We start from the raw sequence: 15,263 nt of genomic DNA on the forward strand, positions 1-15,263 counted from the left end.
GGTGTGCGCCCGGATGCGGTGGTTGGTCACTCTCAGGGTGAGATCGCCGCCGCGTGTGTGGCGGGTGCGATCTCGCTGCGGGATGCGGCGCGGGTTGTGGCGCTGCGCAGTCGTTTGATCGGTGAGCGGTTGGCGGGTCAGGGTGCGATGGCGTCGGTGACGTTGCCCGCTGATCAGATCGTCCTCGCTGACGGGGTTTGGATCGCCGCGCACAACGGTCCTGCGTCGACGGTGATCGCCGGTAGTGCGGACGCGGTGGAACAGATGCTGGGAGACCGGGTCCGGAAGATCGCGGTGGATTACGCCTCCCACACCCCACACGTCGAACAGATCCAGACCGAACTGCTCGACATCACCGCCGGCATCGGCTCGCAGGCGCCTGTCATCCCGTGGTTCTCCACCGTCGACGGGTCCTGGATCGACGCCCCGCTGGATGCCGACTACTGGTATCGCAACCTGCGTCAACCGGTCGGCTTCCACCCCGCCGTGGAAACCTTGCAGACACTCGGTGAAACCGTGTTCGTCGAGGTCAGCGCCAGCCCGGCGTTGCTACCGGCGATGGATGATGCGGTCACGGTTGCCACGTTGCGTCGTGATGACGGGGCCATCAGCCGGATGTATACCGCGCTCGCTGAGGCCCACGTCCACGGCGTGAACGTCGACTGGGCGGCGGTTCTGGGCATTGCTACCCGGCACGTGGGTGATCTTCCGACGTACGCGTTCCAACGTCAGCGCTATTGGGCCGACGCGGCCCGCGCGGGCGAGCCCATGCTGAGCTCGATCATCGAACTGCCCGGCACCGACGGTGTGCTGCTCACCGGCCGGCTATCACTGTCCACCCATCCCTGGCTGGCCGACCACCAGATCCGCGGCAATATCCTGCTGCCCGGCACCGCCTTCGTCGAACTCGTGACCCGTGCCGCCGCTGAGGTCGGCTGCGAGATGATCGACGAACTGGTGACCGAGACACCGCTCGTGCTGCCGCCCACCGGAAGCGTGCAGCTCTCGGTGTCGGTCACCGGCGACACGGTCACCGTGTACTCGAAGGGGGACGACACCAGCGACTGGACCCGGCATGTCACCGCCACCATCAGCACCTCCCCGCCCACAGCGGTCCCACCCGATTCCGTCGTCTGGCCGCCGGCCGAGGCCGAGCCGATCGACGTCACCGACTTCTACCCCCGGCTGACCACCGACGGCTACCACTACGGACCCGCCTTCCAAGGCCTGCAAGCCGCATGGCGCCACCACGACACCATCTACGCCGACATCAGCCTCGCCGAAGCGCAGGTCTCGGAAGCGTCCCGGTACGCCGTACACCCCGCCCTGCTCGACGCCGCCCTGCACGCCTGCATGCTGCACGCGACTGACACCCCACCGGAAGTACGGCTGCCGTTCTCCTGGAACCGGATCCACGTCCACGCCGCCGGCTCGACCAGCCTGCGCGTCGCCGTGACACCCGAGGAAGACGGCTGGAACGTCCGAGCCGTCGACCACACCGGCCGCCCGGTCGTCACCATCGACACGCTTGTCACCCGACCGGTCACCGCCGAGCCCGACGACCTGCTCACCCTCACCTGGACCGAAATCGGGGACCCCGGACGACCGAGCCTCACCGTCGGCCGCTTCGAGGACGACCGTTCCCCGGCCCCTGAGGTGGTGGTCTTCTCGGCCCACCCCGACAGCGACGACCCGCTTGCGCAGGCCCGCGCCCTGACCGCCAGGACCCTGGAGGCGATCCGGACGTGGCTGACCGCCGAGCGCTTCGCCGACAGCACCCTGATCGTGCACACCGGAACCGGCCTCGCCGCCGCCACGGTCTCCGGCCTGGTGCGATCCGCCCAATCGGAGCACCCGGGCCGCATCGTCCTGGTCGAAGGCGATGAGCCCGTGGAGCTGGAACAACTGGCCGGGACCGCCGGGCTGGACGAGCCGCGGCTCCGCGTCACCGGCGGCCGATGGGAGGTGCCACGGCTGGTCCGCGCCACGTCCGGACCTGGAGCGGCCTGGGATCCGGACGGCACGGTGCTGATCACGGCCGACTCCGCGGGACTGGCCACCGTCCTCATCCGGCACCTGGTGGCCGAGAACCAGGCCCGCCACGTGTTGCTGATCTCGCCCGGCGCTCCGGACGAGACGTTCGGCGCCCACGTCGAGACGGTCACCTGCGACCTCTCCGATCGCGCCGCGCTGGAGCGGGCACTCGAGAAGGTGTCTCCCGAGCATCCGCTCACCGCCGTGATCCATACCGCCGGCGTGCTGGACGACGGCGTCGTCGAGTCGCAGACCGCGCAGCGGCTGGACGCCGTCCTGCGGCCCAAGGCCGACGCCGCCTGGCACCTGCACGAGCTCACCCGGGACAGCGCGCTCGCCGCGTTCGTCCTGTACTCCTCGGCCGCGGCCCTGCTGGGCGCTCCCGGACAGAGCACCTATGCGGCGGCCAACGCGTTCCTGGACGCCCTGGCGGAGCAGCGCCGCGCCGACGGCCTCCCCGGGCTGGCGCTGGCCTGGGGCATGTGGGAGGACACCGGCGGGCCGGTCGCCGAGCTCACCGGCGCCGATCGGGACCGGATCCGGCGCAGTGGTCTGCGGCCCATCACCGCCGAGCATGGAATGCGCCTGTTCGACCTCGCGTCCGGCCGGGGCGAGCCGGTTCTGGTGGCGGCGCCGATGGATCCCGCGCGCGACGCTGAGGTTCCGGCGTTGCTGCGCCTGGTCCATCGCCCGATCGCGCGGCGGGCCCCGTCCCGCGGCGACGCGCCGGTCCGGGGACTGGCATCGCTGGGGCCGGCCGAGCGGGAACAGGCCTTGCGGAAGCTGGTGTCCGACACCGCGGCCGGGGTTCTCGGATATGCGGATCCCGGTGCTGTTCCGATGACTGCCGCGTTCCGCGAACTGGGTGTGGATTCGCTGACCGCGGTGGAATTGCGGAACGGTCTGGCGAAGGCCACCGGGATGCGGTTGCCCGCCACCATGGTGTTCGATTATCCGACCCCGCAGGCACTGGCCGTCCGGCTCGGCGAAATGCTGACTCCGGAGGTTCAGCAAGCGACGACTCTGAGTGCCGAACTCAACCGGCTGGAGGGGTGGATCGCGGAGATGTTCTCGTCGGCCGGCCCCGACGAGCAGCAGGTTTCCCTGCTGGAGGATCGGCTCGCCGCGATCTTGAACGGAAGACGTCGCCGGTCGCGTGCCGACGATGCCACGACCGGCTCGCTCGCCGGCGCGAGCGCCGGCGAGATCCTCGAATTCATCGACCGGGAATTCGGTGATCCGACAATGTGAATGCGTCCGGCCGAAGAATGCGGATTCATGACGGACACGTGCCGTAGCTGATCCTGCTATGTCGGACGTCATGAACTTTGCCGTACTTACAACGTTGTTGTCAGCGATGGGAAGCGTTTGAGGTCCGACGCGAAGGTGGTGCCTGTCTGTGGAGTTCAACGACCTGGTCGCCCGCGATGACGAGCTCAGAAGGTTGGATCAGGCCCTCGGCCGCGCTGCCGGTGGACGGGGTGTCGTCGTCACCGTCACCGGACCGGTCTCCTGCGGCAAGACCGAACTGCTCGACGCGGCCGCTGCCAAGGAATACGTCATCGTGCTGCGCGCGGTCTGTTCGGCGGAGGAACGGACCCTGCCGTACGCCGTGATCGGGCAGCTCCTCGACCACCCGGCGCTCTCCTCCCGGGCGCCGGGGCTGGCCTGCGTGACCGCGGCGGGCCGGACGCTGTCGGCCGACGCCGAGAACCGCCTGCGCGGCGACCTCACCCGTACCCTGCTGGCCCTCGCCGCCGAACGGCCGGTGCTGATCTGCATCGACGACGTGCACCAGGCCGACACCGCCTCGCTGAACTGCCTGCTGCACCTGGCCCGGCGGGTCGCCTCGGCCCGGATCGCCATGATCCTCACCGAGTTACGCCGGCTCACCCCGGCCCATCCCCGGTTCGAGGCGGAACTGCTCAGCCTGCGGCACCACCGCGAGATCGCGCTGCGTCCGCTGGGCCCGGCGGACGCCGCCGAGCTGGCCCGTGCCGGCCTCGGCCCCGGTGTCACGGCGGGCGAGCTGGCCGAGGTGTACGAGGCGACCAGCGGGAACCCCAACCTGGTCCGCGGCCTGGTCAACGACGTGCGGGAGGCCTGGGCCGCCGGCGGCACGGGCATCCAGGCGGGGCGCGCGTACCGGCTGGCGTACCTCAGCTCCCTGTATCGCTGCGGTCCGGTCGCGTTACAGATCGCGCAGGCGGCGGCGGTGCTCGGCACCAGTGCCACCGTCACGCGGGCGCGCCGGGTCAGCGGGCTCGACGCCGAGACGGTGGACGAGGCGACCGAGGTCCTCACCGAGGGAGGCCTGCTGCGCGACCATCGGTTCCCACACCCGGCGGCCCGCTCGGTCGTCCTGGACGACATGTCCGCACAGGAACGCCGCCGCCTGCACCGGTCCGCCCTGGACGTGCTGGACGGCGTACCCGTCGACGTGCTCGCACACCACCAGGCCGGCGCCGGTCTGGTGCGCGGTCCGAAGGCCGCCGAGATCTTCGCGCGAGCGAGTCAGGAGCTTCGGGTACGCGGCGAGGTGGACGCCGCGACCGAGTACCTGCAACTGGCTTACCGGGCGTCCGACGACGCCGGCGCCCGGGCCGCGCTGCAGGTGGAGACCGTGGCGAGCGAACGCCGCCGCAACCCGCTGGCCCCCAGCCGGCACCTGGACGAGCTGGCCGCCGCCGCCCGTGCCGGTCTGCTGTCGGCCGAGCACGGTGCGCTGACCGCCCACTGGCTGGCCGACGCCGGGCGCTCCGGTGAGGCGGCCGAGGTGCTGGCGCTGCAACGTGCGCTCACGGTCACCGACCAGGACCGGGCTCACCTGCGGGCCGCCGAGGTGTCGCTCGCGCTGTTCCACCCCGGCGTCCCGGATCCGGACCGGAACCCGCACCCCCTCGCGCCGGAGGAGCTCGCGACCCTGTCCCGGGCCGCCCGGCACGGTGTGACCGCCGACAACGCGTTGCTGGCGGCGCTGCGTGGCCGTCCCGAGTCCGCCGCCGCCGAGGCGGAGAACGTCCTGCGCAACGCTGACGCCGCGGCGGCCGGGCCGACCGCTCTGGCCGCGCTGACGGCCCTGCTCTACGCCGAGAACACCGACGCCGCGCAGCTCTGGGCCGACAAGCTGATGGCGGGGACCGGGGCGGCGGAGGGCGAGGCGGGCTACGCGGGACCGCGGACCGAAGCCGCCCTGCGCCGAGGTGATCTGGCCGCCGCTGTGCAGGCGGCCGCCGCGGTCCTGGACCGATGCCCGCTGCCGCCGCTCGGCATCTCCGCCGTGTTGCCGCTGAGCAGCGCGGTGGCCGCCGCCGTCCGGCTGGGCGAGATCGAGCGGGCCGAGAAGTGGCTCGCCGAGCCGCTGCCGGACGCCGTCCACGACAGTCTGTTCGGTCTGCACCTGCTGATCGCGCGCGGCCGGTACAGCCTTGCGGTGGGCCGGCCCGAGGCGGCGTACACGGCGTTCCGGGACTGCGGGGAGCGGATGCGCCGGTGGGACGTCGACGTTCCGGGGCTGGCCCTGTGGCGGGTGGAGGCCGCCGAGGCACTGCTGTCCGGCCGCGACCGGGAGGAGGGCCGGCGGCTGATCGACGAGCAGCTCACCCGGGCGATGGGGCCCCGGTCCAGGGCCATGACCCTGCGGGTACGAGCGGCCTACGAACCGCCGGCGAGGCGGATCGACCTGCTCGACGAGGCGGCCGACCTGTCGCTGTCCGGCAACGACCAGTACGAGCGGGCGCGGGTGCTGGCCGATCTGAGCGAGGCGTTCAGCGCGCTGCGGCAGCACGGCCGGGCGCGGGGCGTCCTGCGGCAGGCCCGGGACCTGGCCGCCCAGTGCGGGGCGGTCCCGCTGCTGCGCAGGCTGGGTGTCAAGGCCGGCCGGCGTGGCCGCCTCGGCCGGCCGCCGCGGGGGATCAGGTCACTGACCGACGCCGAGCGCCGGGTGGCGACGCTGGCCGCCGCCGGACAGACCAACCGCGAGATCGCCGACCAGCTCTTCGTCACCGCCAGCACGGTCGAGCAACACCTCACGAACGTCTTCCGCAAGCTGGGTGTGAGGGGCCGCCAGCAGTTGCCGGCCGAACTGGCCGGCCCTGAGCGTCCGGGCTGACCTCCCTTTCCGGGACGGCCACGCTCAGGCGGCGCCCCAGGTGACCCGCAGCTCGGCCGGGCTGAACAGGCCGAGGCCGTTGTTCATCGGCACCTCGCCGGCCGGCCGGACGTCCGGGAAGCGTTCGAACAGGCGGGTCACGGCGACCTTGATCAGGACCCGGGAGAGGTGCTGGCCCGGGCACTTGTGAATGCCGTACCCGAAGGCGAAGTTGTGCTCCTGCACCCGGGTGACGTCGAAAGTGTCCGGGTCGGCGAAGACCCCCGGGTCGCGGTTGGCCGTCGAGTAGAGGGGGATGACGTTGTCGCCGGCCGCGATCGTCTGGCCGTGCAGCTCGACGTCCTCGACGCAGACCCGGGGCACGCCGAACTGGTTGAGCGGCAGAAAGCGCAACATCTCCTCGACCGCGCCGTCGATCAGCGCCGGGTCGGCCCGGATGGCCGCCGCCTGCTCGGGGTGGGCCAGCAACGCGTACAGGCAGTAGCCGACCATCTGCTGCACCGAGTCATGCCCGGCGAACAGCAGCACGGCGAACACCCCGGTCGCCTCCTCGTCGCTGAGCAGGATCTCGTCCTCGCCGGCCTCGGCCAGCCGGTGCAGCAGGTTGTCGCCCGGTTGCGTCCGCTTGGCCCGGACCAGGGCGAGGGCGTGCGCGAAGAACTCGTCGGTCAGGCTCTTGACGTCGCCCAGGTCGGTGGCGCCGGTGATGGCCCGGATACGGGACTCCAGCCCGGCGCCCTCGTCCTCGGCCAGGCCGTACAGGTCGTTGATGACCAGGGACGGCAGGCGTTTGGCGTACCCCGGGACGAGGTCGGCGCCGGGGCCGGAGGTCTCGATGTCGTCGAGGCAGGCGTCCGCCGCCCGGCGGACGAACTCCTCCTGCCTGCGCGCGGCCCGGAGGGTGAAGTCGCCGGCGATCTTCTGCCGGTACCGGTTGTGCTCCGGCGCGTCCATCCCGGAGAACCAGCCCGGTCGCCGCTCGGGCAGCATCCCGGAGGGCGCCGCCGAGCTGAAGCGTGGGTCGTTGGTGACCAGCTTGACGTCGTCGGCAGCGGCCACGAGCCAGTGCTTGACGCCGAACATGTCGAAGGAGCCGATCGTTCCGCTCTCCAGGACCGCGCGGTGGCCGTCCTGGATCGCGAACGGGCACCGCCCGGCCGCGGTGTTCTCCTGGTGAACTTCGGTGCTCATCGGCGGTCCTTTCCGGCCGGGACGGTGACGACACCCTCGATCTCGACCAGCAGGTCGGAGCGCGCGATGTCGGTGTTCAGGATGGCGACGGTGGCCGCGCGCGCCAGACGATCGGCGCAGATCCGGCGTACGGCCGGAATGTCCTCGCGGTGGCGGACGTAGACCTTCAGATGGTCGAGGTCGGCCAGGGTGTGGTGCCGGGACAGCCCGTGCCGCCCCAGGTTCCCGGCGCTGATCACCCGGCCGATATTGGCCAGCGCCACCTCGCACTGGCCGGCGACGTCGCCGCGGTGGACGGTCTCGTGGCCGAGGATGCCGCCGGTCGCGGAGACGAAGAGCCGGCCGTCGCCCGGCCCCGGCGGCGCCAGCCAGGTGGCCCGCGAAAAGATCGGCGGGCGCGGGCCGTAGTGCTCCGGATAGCGGTGAGCCGTGAGTACGGCCGGGTTCTCCACGTTGACCCGGTCACCGCCGCGGGCAGCAAGGAAATAGCAGGTGATGCCGCCGCCGTGGGCTCCGACACCGGTGGCGGCCGGCATGGTCGCCGGGTCGATCCCGCAGGCGTCCAACGCCTCCGCCCGGCCCACGCAGAAGTCCCGGTAGACCTCCAGGCCGTCGGCGTTCGCCGTGTTGATGCCGCTGAGGTAGTTCCAGGTGCGGACCAGGCTGGGGTAACCGAGGGTCGCGGTCAGATCGAAGATGCCGGTGTACGCGGCCGCGGTGCCGGCCGCGTACCGGTCGGCCTCGGGCACCCGGGCGACGCCGAAGAGATAGTGGGGCGTACGGGCCCACGCGACGCCCCCGTGGCGCCCGGACTCCTTCGGCCCCTCCGCGCGCCACGCCTCGGCGAAGGACTCGTCCTCACCGGTCGTGGTGTGCACGGACGCCCGCGGGTGACCGTCGGCCAGGGACACCTCGGTGTGCCCGGTGCCGTGTTCGATGACGCCGAGCAACGTCTCGTCGCCGTCGAGATCGGCCGATCCGAGCTTCTCGAAGCTGCAGTACGGTGCCATGACTGGCGCGGACAATCGCCTCACCCTCCCTTGCCGCTCCCGGGCGCATGCCAGTTAGAAAATATGTGCGTGTCAATTACCGCAACCCCCTAGGAGAAGGCGCATTCGGCGACCGCACATTCCCAGGGGGATATTTAGGGGGTGACCGTCCTCGACCGGCTGCTAACGTCGCCGTCATCCTCTCGCGAATTGCTTTGGTGCCGTTTCTCATTTGTTGTGTCCGTCAGCGATTCATCGTTTACTCGCCCGCGCCGAGAGAGAGGTGGCATGCAGACCAGAATTCTGTGCCAGCGCGACATCAAACGGATTCTCGCGGTGGTCGGCCGCGACGTCGTGATGGATCGGCTGATCAGCGAGCTGCAGCGGGAATTCGCGCGGCTGGGACGAGGCGAGACGGACCCGCCGCCACCACGCACCGGTTTCGCCCGGCGCGGCGACGTGCCGGGCGTCATCGAGTTCATGCCGCACCGGGCGGCGGGCGTCGGCGTGACGATGAAGACGGTCAGCTACAGCCCGCAGAACCCGGAACGGTTCCACCTGCCGACCATCGTCGGCACGGTGTCGCGGCTGGACGACGACAGCGGCAGCCTGGTCGCGCTGGCCGACGCCGGCACCATCACCGCCATGCGCACCGGGGCGGTCGCCGGCATCGCCACCCGGCTGCTAGCCCAGCCCGGCAGCACCACCCTCGGTCTGATCGGGGCCGGTGCCCAGGCCGTCACCCAGGCGCACGCCCTCAGCCGCGTCCTGCCGCTGGAGCGCATCCTGGTCAGCGACATCCGGCCGGCGCACGCGGAATCGTTCGGCTTCCGGGTCGCGTTCCTCGGGCTGGCGGTCGAGGTCACCGACCCGGCGACGGCCACGGCCGCGGCGGACGTCCTCAGCACGGTCACCTCGGTGCCGGTGGGCGGGGGACCGGTCGTGCCGGCCGCCCCCCGGTCTGCCCACCTGCACGTCAACGCCATCGGGGCGGACGAGCCGGGCAAGACCGAGCTCCCCCGGGCACTGCTCGACGACGCCTTCATCTGCGTCGACCACCCGGGGCAGGCCCGCACCGAGGGCGAGTTCCAGCAGCTGCCCGACCGGGAACTGGGCCTGTCCCTGGCCGACCTGTGCGCGGCGCCCGAGATCGCCGCCCCGCACCGCCGAGGCGTGAGCGTCTTCGACTCGACCGGCAGCGCGTTCGCCGACCACATCGCGCTCGACGTGCTGCTCGGCTTCGCCGACGAGCTTGGCCTCGGCCGCAAGATGACGATCGAGTCGGCGCCCGAGGACGTCCTGGACCCGTACTCGCTGCAGTGGTGACCGGGGCTCCGGTCACCGATCGGATGCGCTGGCCCGGTGGGGGTCGGCGCCGGCGGTGGTGGAGCGGGTGTCGCCATGACCGCCGTACCAGTCCAGGACCAGCAGGCACGCGTCGTCGGGCAGGGCGGGGCCGGCCACGTCGAGGACGAGGTCGCCCAGCACGCGGACGACCTCTCGCGGGTGCAGCCGGGTCAGGTCCTGCAATCGGGCGGGCAGATCGATCGCGGCAGCGCCCCGCTCCAGCATGCCGTCGGTGACCAGCACCAGACGATCGCCGGGCAGCAGCTGCAGCGAGCTCGCCCGGTACGGCTTGTGCCGTAGCACCCCGAGGGGCCGGTTGACGGACAGCGCCACGTGCTCGACGCGCCCGTCGCGGACCAGCAGCGGCGTGGGGTGTCCGGCGTTGACGACATCGAGGACACCGGAGGACAAGGTGAGGCGGCCGAGAAGCCCCGTGGCGAACAGCGACCCGGCCGGCGTGTTGTCGAGGACTGCCTGGTTCGCGGCCTGTGCCTGGTCGAGCAGGGTCGCGCCGCGACGGCGGGCGTTGCGCAGCCCGCTGACGCACAGGGTCGCCGTGATCGCGCTGTCGACACCGTGGCCCACGGCGTCGGTGATGCTCAGATGCAGCAGGTCACGGGCGAGGCTGTAGTCGAAGGTGTCCCCGCCGATGCTGGCGGCCGGTTCCAGCCATGCCGACAGGGTGAACGAGTCGGCTTCACAGGTGAACGCCTCGGGGAGCAAGCGTCGCTGGATCTCCGCGGCGAGAGTGAACGGGGTGGTTCGCTGACCCCATTCGAACAGGTCGGTGTGCCGTCGGTTGGCGATGACCACGAACGCCAGGGTGTGCGCGGCTCGTGACACCTGCTGCACCGTTGTCTCGGTCGGTGCGGACGGCAGCGCGATCTCCAGCAGGCCGATGGCTTCCCCGCGCTGGGTGACCGGGGCGAGCACCACGAACTGGTCGCCGTCCCGCTCGACCAGGACCTGCTGCGTACGCAGCGCCTGCTCCTGAGGTCCGCCGTTGAACGGCAGCACCAGCGCGACGTCCTGATCCTGTCGGCGTGCGCCGGAAACCCGTCCGGTCGTGGTGTGGACCAGGCGTACCAGAGCGCGGCCGCTCATGTCCGCGACGAGAAACGACACCCACAACGCATCGAGGTTCGACCCGATGGTGCGGGTCACCGCCTTCACCGCGTCGACGGGGGCTGCCTTCTCCACCGCGAGCAGGACGTCATTCAGGTCGGCACCGCTCGCCGGGCTCTCGGTCACGGTGGCAGCATAGGCGCGATCGAACACGGCACCTTCAACTACCAGGTCGCGGCGGAAGTCTGCCGGTCACGCCGCGGTCGCTCCTGGCCGGCGACGCTAGGAGTTGGCGCCGCTGATGAGCACCGTGATGCGGTGGCCGGCCAGGTCGCGGGCATGGTGGAGGGCGGCTGCCAGGGCGGTGGCACCCCCGGGTTCGACGGCGACGCGGAGGTCGTCCCGGCCTCGGACGGCAGCGCCCCACCGAGGGTCAGCTGATGCGGCCGACGCCGCCGAACAGGTAGACCTCCGGCTCGTCGGACTCCGGGTCGGGGCGCCAGCGTGAGCACGTCACGACGCCGGGCTCCAGCAGATCCAATCCGTCGAAGAAGCGCTCGAGCTCCACCTTCGTCCTTGCCCGGATCGGCGTACCGCCGCGCTCGGTGGTCTCCCGCATCACGCGCAGCATCGGCTCGCCATGAATCTCGGCGGTGGAATGGGTGAGCACCAGGTAGCTGCCGGCGGGCATCGCCTGCACCAGCCGCGCGACGCTGCCGTACGCCACGTCGTCGTCCATGAGGTGGTTGACGACGCCGAGGAGCATGAGTCCGATCGGCCGGGAGAAGTCGAGGGTCTGCCGCGCGGCCTCGAGGATCGTCTCCGGCTCCCGTAGATCGGCTTCGACGTAGTCGCAGGCACCCTCCGGAGTGCTGGACAGCAGCGCACGCGCATGCGCCATGACGAGGGGGTCGTTGTCGATGTAGACCACCCGGCAGCGCGGGTCGAGGGACTGCGCGACCTCGTGGGTGTTGTCCGCCGTGGGGAGCCCGGTGCCGACATCGAGGAACTGACGGAGACCGGCGTCCTCGACGAGGAAACTCACCACGCGCTTGAGAAAGGTGCGCTCGGACTTCGCGCCGACGGGGATGTCCGGGATGTGGGCCATCACCTCATCGCCGGCCTCCTGGTCGGCCTTGAAGTTGTCCTTGCCGCCGAGCCAGTAGTTCCAGATCCGCGCCGAGTGCGGAACCGTGGTGTCCAAGTCGGAGCCTGTGGGGAGTCCGTGGTCCTCGGTCATGAAGGCATTCTTTCGCGCCGAAGGGGCGGTCACGCAAGTGCGGGCTCTGACGGCCGCCGGATAGGTTTGGCCGTATGTCACCGAGCCCCGCGCAGCTGCTTCCCGAAACCCGACGTGCGTTGATCCATCGGCTTGCCACGGGTCAGGTGGAGGGACGGGCGCCCTCGGTCGTCGCCGCCGTGGTGCGTGACGGCCAGGCTGTCTGGGCGGACGGGTGGGGAGCGGTCGACGGGAGAGCGCCGGATGCGGACGTGCAGTACCGGATCGGCTCGATCACCAAGATCTTCACGGCGGTCCTGGTGCTTCGTCTGCGTGACGAGGGGCTATTGGCGCTGACCGATCCGCTCGACAAGCATCTACCCGGCACCGTGGTGGGCCACGCCACGATCGGTGCCCTGCTGGCGCACACTGCCGGGCTGGTCGCTGAACCGCCGGGCGCCTGGTGGGAACGCACCCCCGCGGAGCTGCGACCCGAGCTGACCGACTTGCTGGGCAGTGATCCGCAAATCCATCCGGCCGGACAGCGTCATCATTACTCCAATCCGGGGTACGCGCTGCTCGGCGCTCTGGTGGAGAGGGTTCGTGGCCGGGCGTGGGGCGACGTGTTGCGCCGCGAGGTGCTGGAGCCGCTCGCGATGACCCGGACCACCTTGCTGCCGGTTGCGCCGCACGCCACGGGCTGGGCGGTGCATCCCTGGGCCGATGTGCTGCTGGCCGAGCCTGCCGTGGACACCGGCCTGATGGCGCCGGCGGGGCAGCTGTGGTCGACCGCGGCGGATCTGGCAAAGCTCGCCGCGTTCCTCATCGAGGGCGATGAGCGGGTTCTCCATCCGGACACGGTTGCGCGGATGCGCGCTCCCATGAGCCCACCGGAAACGACGGGTGCGGACAACGCGTACGGACTCGGCCTGCAGCTGGTGCGCCGTGACGGCCGGTCGCTGGCGGGGCACACCGGCTCGCTGCCGGGCTTTCTCGCCACCGTGTGGGTCAGCCCCGAGGATGCGCTGGGTGCGGTCGTGCTGGGCAACGTGACCGCGGGCCTGGCCGTCAGCGCCCTCGCCGCCGACCTGCTCGACACGGTCGCCCAGCGGGAACCGCGAATCCCGGCGCCGTGGCGCCCGCTCGCCTCCGTCGACCCTCAGCTGCTCAACCTCGCCGGCCCCTGGTACTGGGGACCGGCCACCTGGGTGCTACGCCCGTCGGCCGACGGTTTCCTGGAGCTGGCCCCGCTGGCCGGGGGCGGACGCGGAACGCGCCTGCGCCCCCTCGGCGACGAGGAATGGGAGGGGCTGAGCGGGTACTTCGCCGGCGAGCGGCTACGGATCCGGCGCGACGCGGCCGGCGTGGTCAGCCACCTCGATCTCGGCACCTTCGTCTTCACCCGGCAGCCCTACGACCCCACCACCCCGGTGCCCGGCGGTGTCGACCCGGCCGGCTGGCGACCTGGTCAAGCCCCTTGATCACCCCGAGGAAGCCACCGCGCCTGACGTGCTGGAGTCGCCGATCCGGCGGGCCTGCGTGGCCGCGGCCTCGGCTTGCTCGTTCAGCTGTTCCAGGGAGTTTCGCTGGTAGGTGACCTCTTCGCGGATGAGGACGCTGCTGCTGCCGATGTCCGCGATCCCCGCCGCCATACCCTTGATGGACTCGGCGACGGCTGCCGCGTCGTTGCGAAGGGAGCCGATGGTCTCCGTGATCTCCTCGGCGAAGCGGGAGGTGTCCCGGGACAGGTCTTTGACCTCGCTGGCGACCACGCTGAACCCGCGCCCGGCTTCGCCGGCGCGGGCGGATTCGATGGTGGCGTTCAGTGCGAGAAGATTGGTCTGGTTGGCCACGCGATTGATCGAGGCGGCCACATTGCGTACGCGGCTCAGGCTCTCCGTCAGCGCGAGCATCACCGAGTCTGTCTCACGCGCCTGGTCGACGACGCGGGTGGTCGCCGTGTCAGCGGCCGCCACTTGACTCTCGATCGAGGTCGCCGTCGTCCGCACTGCCTCGACCTGGGTGACGACGTGGCGCAGCGGGCCGGTGAGTAGCTCAGTCGTGGCGTCGAGGAGTACAGATGCACGGTACCGAGCATGTTTTTCCGCGTCGTTCTGCTTCTCCAGCACGCCGCGCATCTGCTCATCGAGCTTGTCGCGAGCCTCGAGGCTGGTACGCAGCTCCTCCTGCGCCTGGTCGCGGGCGGTGATCTCGCGCTCGTTGGAGGCGATGATGCGCTGATTCTCCCGCATCGTGATCACCATGCGGGCGAAGACGATGAGCAGCGCGCAGCCGGCCAGGGCTACGCCGGCCCAGATGAGGTCGAGCGGCTGCGCGAGGACGAGAACGCCCAGGGGGAGCAGCCCGAATGCGAGGGTGACGAAGATGGCTCGGTCGCGAGGTCCCTGGCCGGACCGCGGAGGCTGGTTCCATTGCGTCACGGCGACGGTGAGCATGGTTACTCCGGCGAGAACCAAGGGGTCGCCGAGTTTGTCGAGGCTTTCCGGGCCGATCAGATAGATGAGGTCGGCTGCTTCCCACGCCAGGACGGCGGTGGCCAGGACCGCGAGCTGGCGATCCAGCCGCCATCCGTTCAGCGAGATGGCACTGACCACCGCACCCAGCAGAACGAGGTCGGCGATCGGATAGAGAACATCGGTGAGCTGAGCCAGGAACGACGCGTCGCCGCCGGCCGCCAACGCGGGAGGCAGGGTCACACAGACGACCACCGAGGCGATGGCGAGGCCGCTGAGCATCCCGTCCAGCTTGGTCGCCCAGCCGGTGAGCCCGACGCGCTGCCGCGTCAGCACGAGCAGAGCCACATACTCACACGGATAGATGGCCAGCCATAACGGGTCCGCCAGCGACGGCACGGGAAGATCGCCGCCCCGTTCCAGAACCATGGCCGTCAGCCCGCCGAGAGCGTCGGCTATCAGCCCGGCGCCGATCACCGCCGGGACGACGCGGTTCTCGAGCCTCGCGGAGGCGCACCAGCAGCAGCACAGGGCACAGATGATGAGTACGGCGTTGAACAGCCAGGTGGCGAAGAAACTGGTGCCGGCTTCCCCGATGTCGAAGGCGGCGGGCACCCAGGCAGCCAGGCAGAGTCCGGCGCACAGGGCCAGCAGCTTCCGCACCCCGGCAGGAGCCGGTCGGACATCGGCCATATCGACAGCCTCGCCGATCCGGAGGTCCGAGGAACGCGTTTCGTGAACTTCGCCCCGCGGGATCCCGCGAAGAGGTTAGCGGGTGCCGAGCCCTGCCCGAACGGTCACTCCGGGTCTCGGCGCCAGGATCAGTAGCTCGG

General features: G+C 70.9%; 10 protein-coding genes (1 of these 10 only partly in view). 5 read left to right on the top strand and 5 right to left on the bottom strand.

Annotated features, from left to right (window positions below):
- Together QSK31_RS06185 and QSK31_RS06190 are read left to right on the top strand one after the other, a co-directional pair.
- A protein-coding gene (locus tag QSK31_RS06185) for an SDR family NAD(P)-dependent oxidoreductase (RefSeq protein ID WP_502872910.1) crosses the window boundary here: on the top strand, positions 1 to 3,285 show its 3' portion. Its footprint begins 6,477 nt before the window's first position; the window shows 3,285 of its 9,762 coding nt (coding positions 6,478–9,762); the start codon falls outside the window, past its left edge; its stop codon occupies positions 3,283 to 3,285.
- Between the two features lie 148 nt (positions 3,286 to 3,433).
- Positions 3,434 to 6,145, top strand: coding sequence for an AAA family ATPase (locus QSK31_RS06190; protein ID WP_285681844.1), 2,712 nt, complete (start codon positions 3,434 to 3,436; stop codon positions 6,143 to 6,145).
- Positions 6,146 to 6,169: 24 nt separating this feature from the next.
- Here the strand turns inward: QSK31_RS06190 and QSK31_RS06195 are convergent, their stop codons facing one another.
- Entirely contained in the window at positions 6,170 to 7,336 is a 1,167-nt protein-coding gene (locus QSK31_RS06195) for a C9 hydroxylase cytochrome P450 (protein ID WP_285681845.1), read from the bottom strand.
- A complete protein-coding gene (locus tag QSK31_RS06200; RefSeq protein WP_285681846.1) occupies positions 7,333 to 8,361 on the bottom strand; it encodes an FkbO/Hyg5 family chorismatase in 1,029 nt (342 codons plus the stop codon). The genes QSK31_RS06195 and QSK31_RS06200 overlap by 4 nt, the downstream gene beginning before the upstream one ends.
- Before the next feature lie 252 nt (positions 8,362 to 8,613).
- Between QSK31_RS06200 and QSK31_RS06205 the strand changes: the two genes are divergently transcribed.
- A complete protein-coding gene (locus QSK31_RS06205; protein WP_285681847.1) occupies positions 8,614 to 9,651 on the top strand; it encodes an ornithine cyclodeaminase family protein in 1,038 nt (345 codons plus the stop codon).
- 12 nt (positions 9,652 to 9,663) lie between these two features.
- Here QSK31_RS06205 and QSK31_RS06210 read toward each other — a convergent pair whose 3' ends face one another.
- Positions 9,664 to 10,923, bottom strand: a complete 1,260-nt coding sequence (locus tag QSK31_RS06210; RefSeq protein ID WP_285681848.1) for a PP2C family protein-serine/threonine phosphatase — start codon at positions 10,921 to 10,923, stop codon at positions 9,664 to 9,666.
- Between the two features lie 132 nt (positions 10,924 to 11,055).
- Here QSK31_RS06210 and QSK31_RS06215 point away from each other — a divergent pair, with 132 nt between their 5' ends.
- Positions 11,056 to 11,178, top strand: coding sequence for a hypothetical protein (locus QSK31_RS06215; RefSeq protein ID WP_285681849.1), 123 nt, complete (start codon positions 11,056 to 11,058; stop codon positions 11,176 to 11,178).
- On the opposite strand, the gene QSK31_RS06220 is transcribed toward QSK31_RS06215, so the two are convergent.
- Complete coding sequence (locus QSK31_RS06220) at positions 11,171 to 11,977, bottom strand: SAM-dependent methyltransferase (RefSeq protein ID WP_285681850.1); 807 nt, start codon at positions 11,975 to 11,977, stop codon at positions 11,171 to 11,173. The genes QSK31_RS06215 and QSK31_RS06220 overlap by 8 nt on opposite strands.
- Positions 11,978 to 12,123: 146 nt before the next feature.
- On the opposite strand from QSK31_RS06220, the gene QSK31_RS06225 reads away from it, so the two are divergent.
- Positions 12,124 to 13,437, top strand: coding sequence for a serine hydrolase domain-containing protein (locus QSK31_RS06225; RefSeq protein WP_285681851.1), 1,314 nt, complete (start codon positions 12,124 to 12,126; stop codon positions 13,435 to 13,437).
- Here the strand turns inward: QSK31_RS06225 and QSK31_RS06230 are convergent, their stop codons facing one another.
- Positions 13,438 to 15,123 (bottom strand): methyl-accepting chemotaxis protein, encoded by a 1,686-nt coding sequence (locus QSK31_RS06230; protein ID WP_285681852.1) that lies wholly within the window; start codon positions 15,121 to 15,123, stop codon positions 13,438 to 13,440.
- Positions 15,124 to 15,263 lie beyond the last annotated feature (140 nt).

The organism is Actinoplanes sp. NBRC 103695, from assembly GCF_030269485.1.
In the GTDB taxonomy this organism is placed as follows: domain Bacteria; phylum Actinomycetota; class Actinomycetes; order Mycobacteriales; family Micromonosporaceae; genus Actinoplanes.

Excerpts from the sequence above, each read along its gene's own strand:
- QSK31_RS06195 (WP_285681845.1), bottom strand. The coding sequence starts at position 7,336 with ATGAGCACCGAAGTTCACCAGGAGAACACCGCGGCCGGGCGGTGCCCG.
- QSK31_RS06220 (WP_285681850.1), bottom strand. The coding sequence starts at position 11,977 with ATGACCGAGGACCACGGACTCCCCACAGGCTCCGACTTGGACACCACG.
- QSK31_RS06205 (WP_285681847.1), top strand. The coding sequence starts at position 8,614 with ATGCAGACCAGAATTCTGTGCCAGCGCGACATCAAACGGATTCTCGCG.
- QSK31_RS06230 (WP_285681852.1), bottom strand. The coding sequence starts at position 15,123 with ATGGCCGATGTCCGACCGGCTCCTGCCGGGGTGCGGAAGCTGCTGGCC.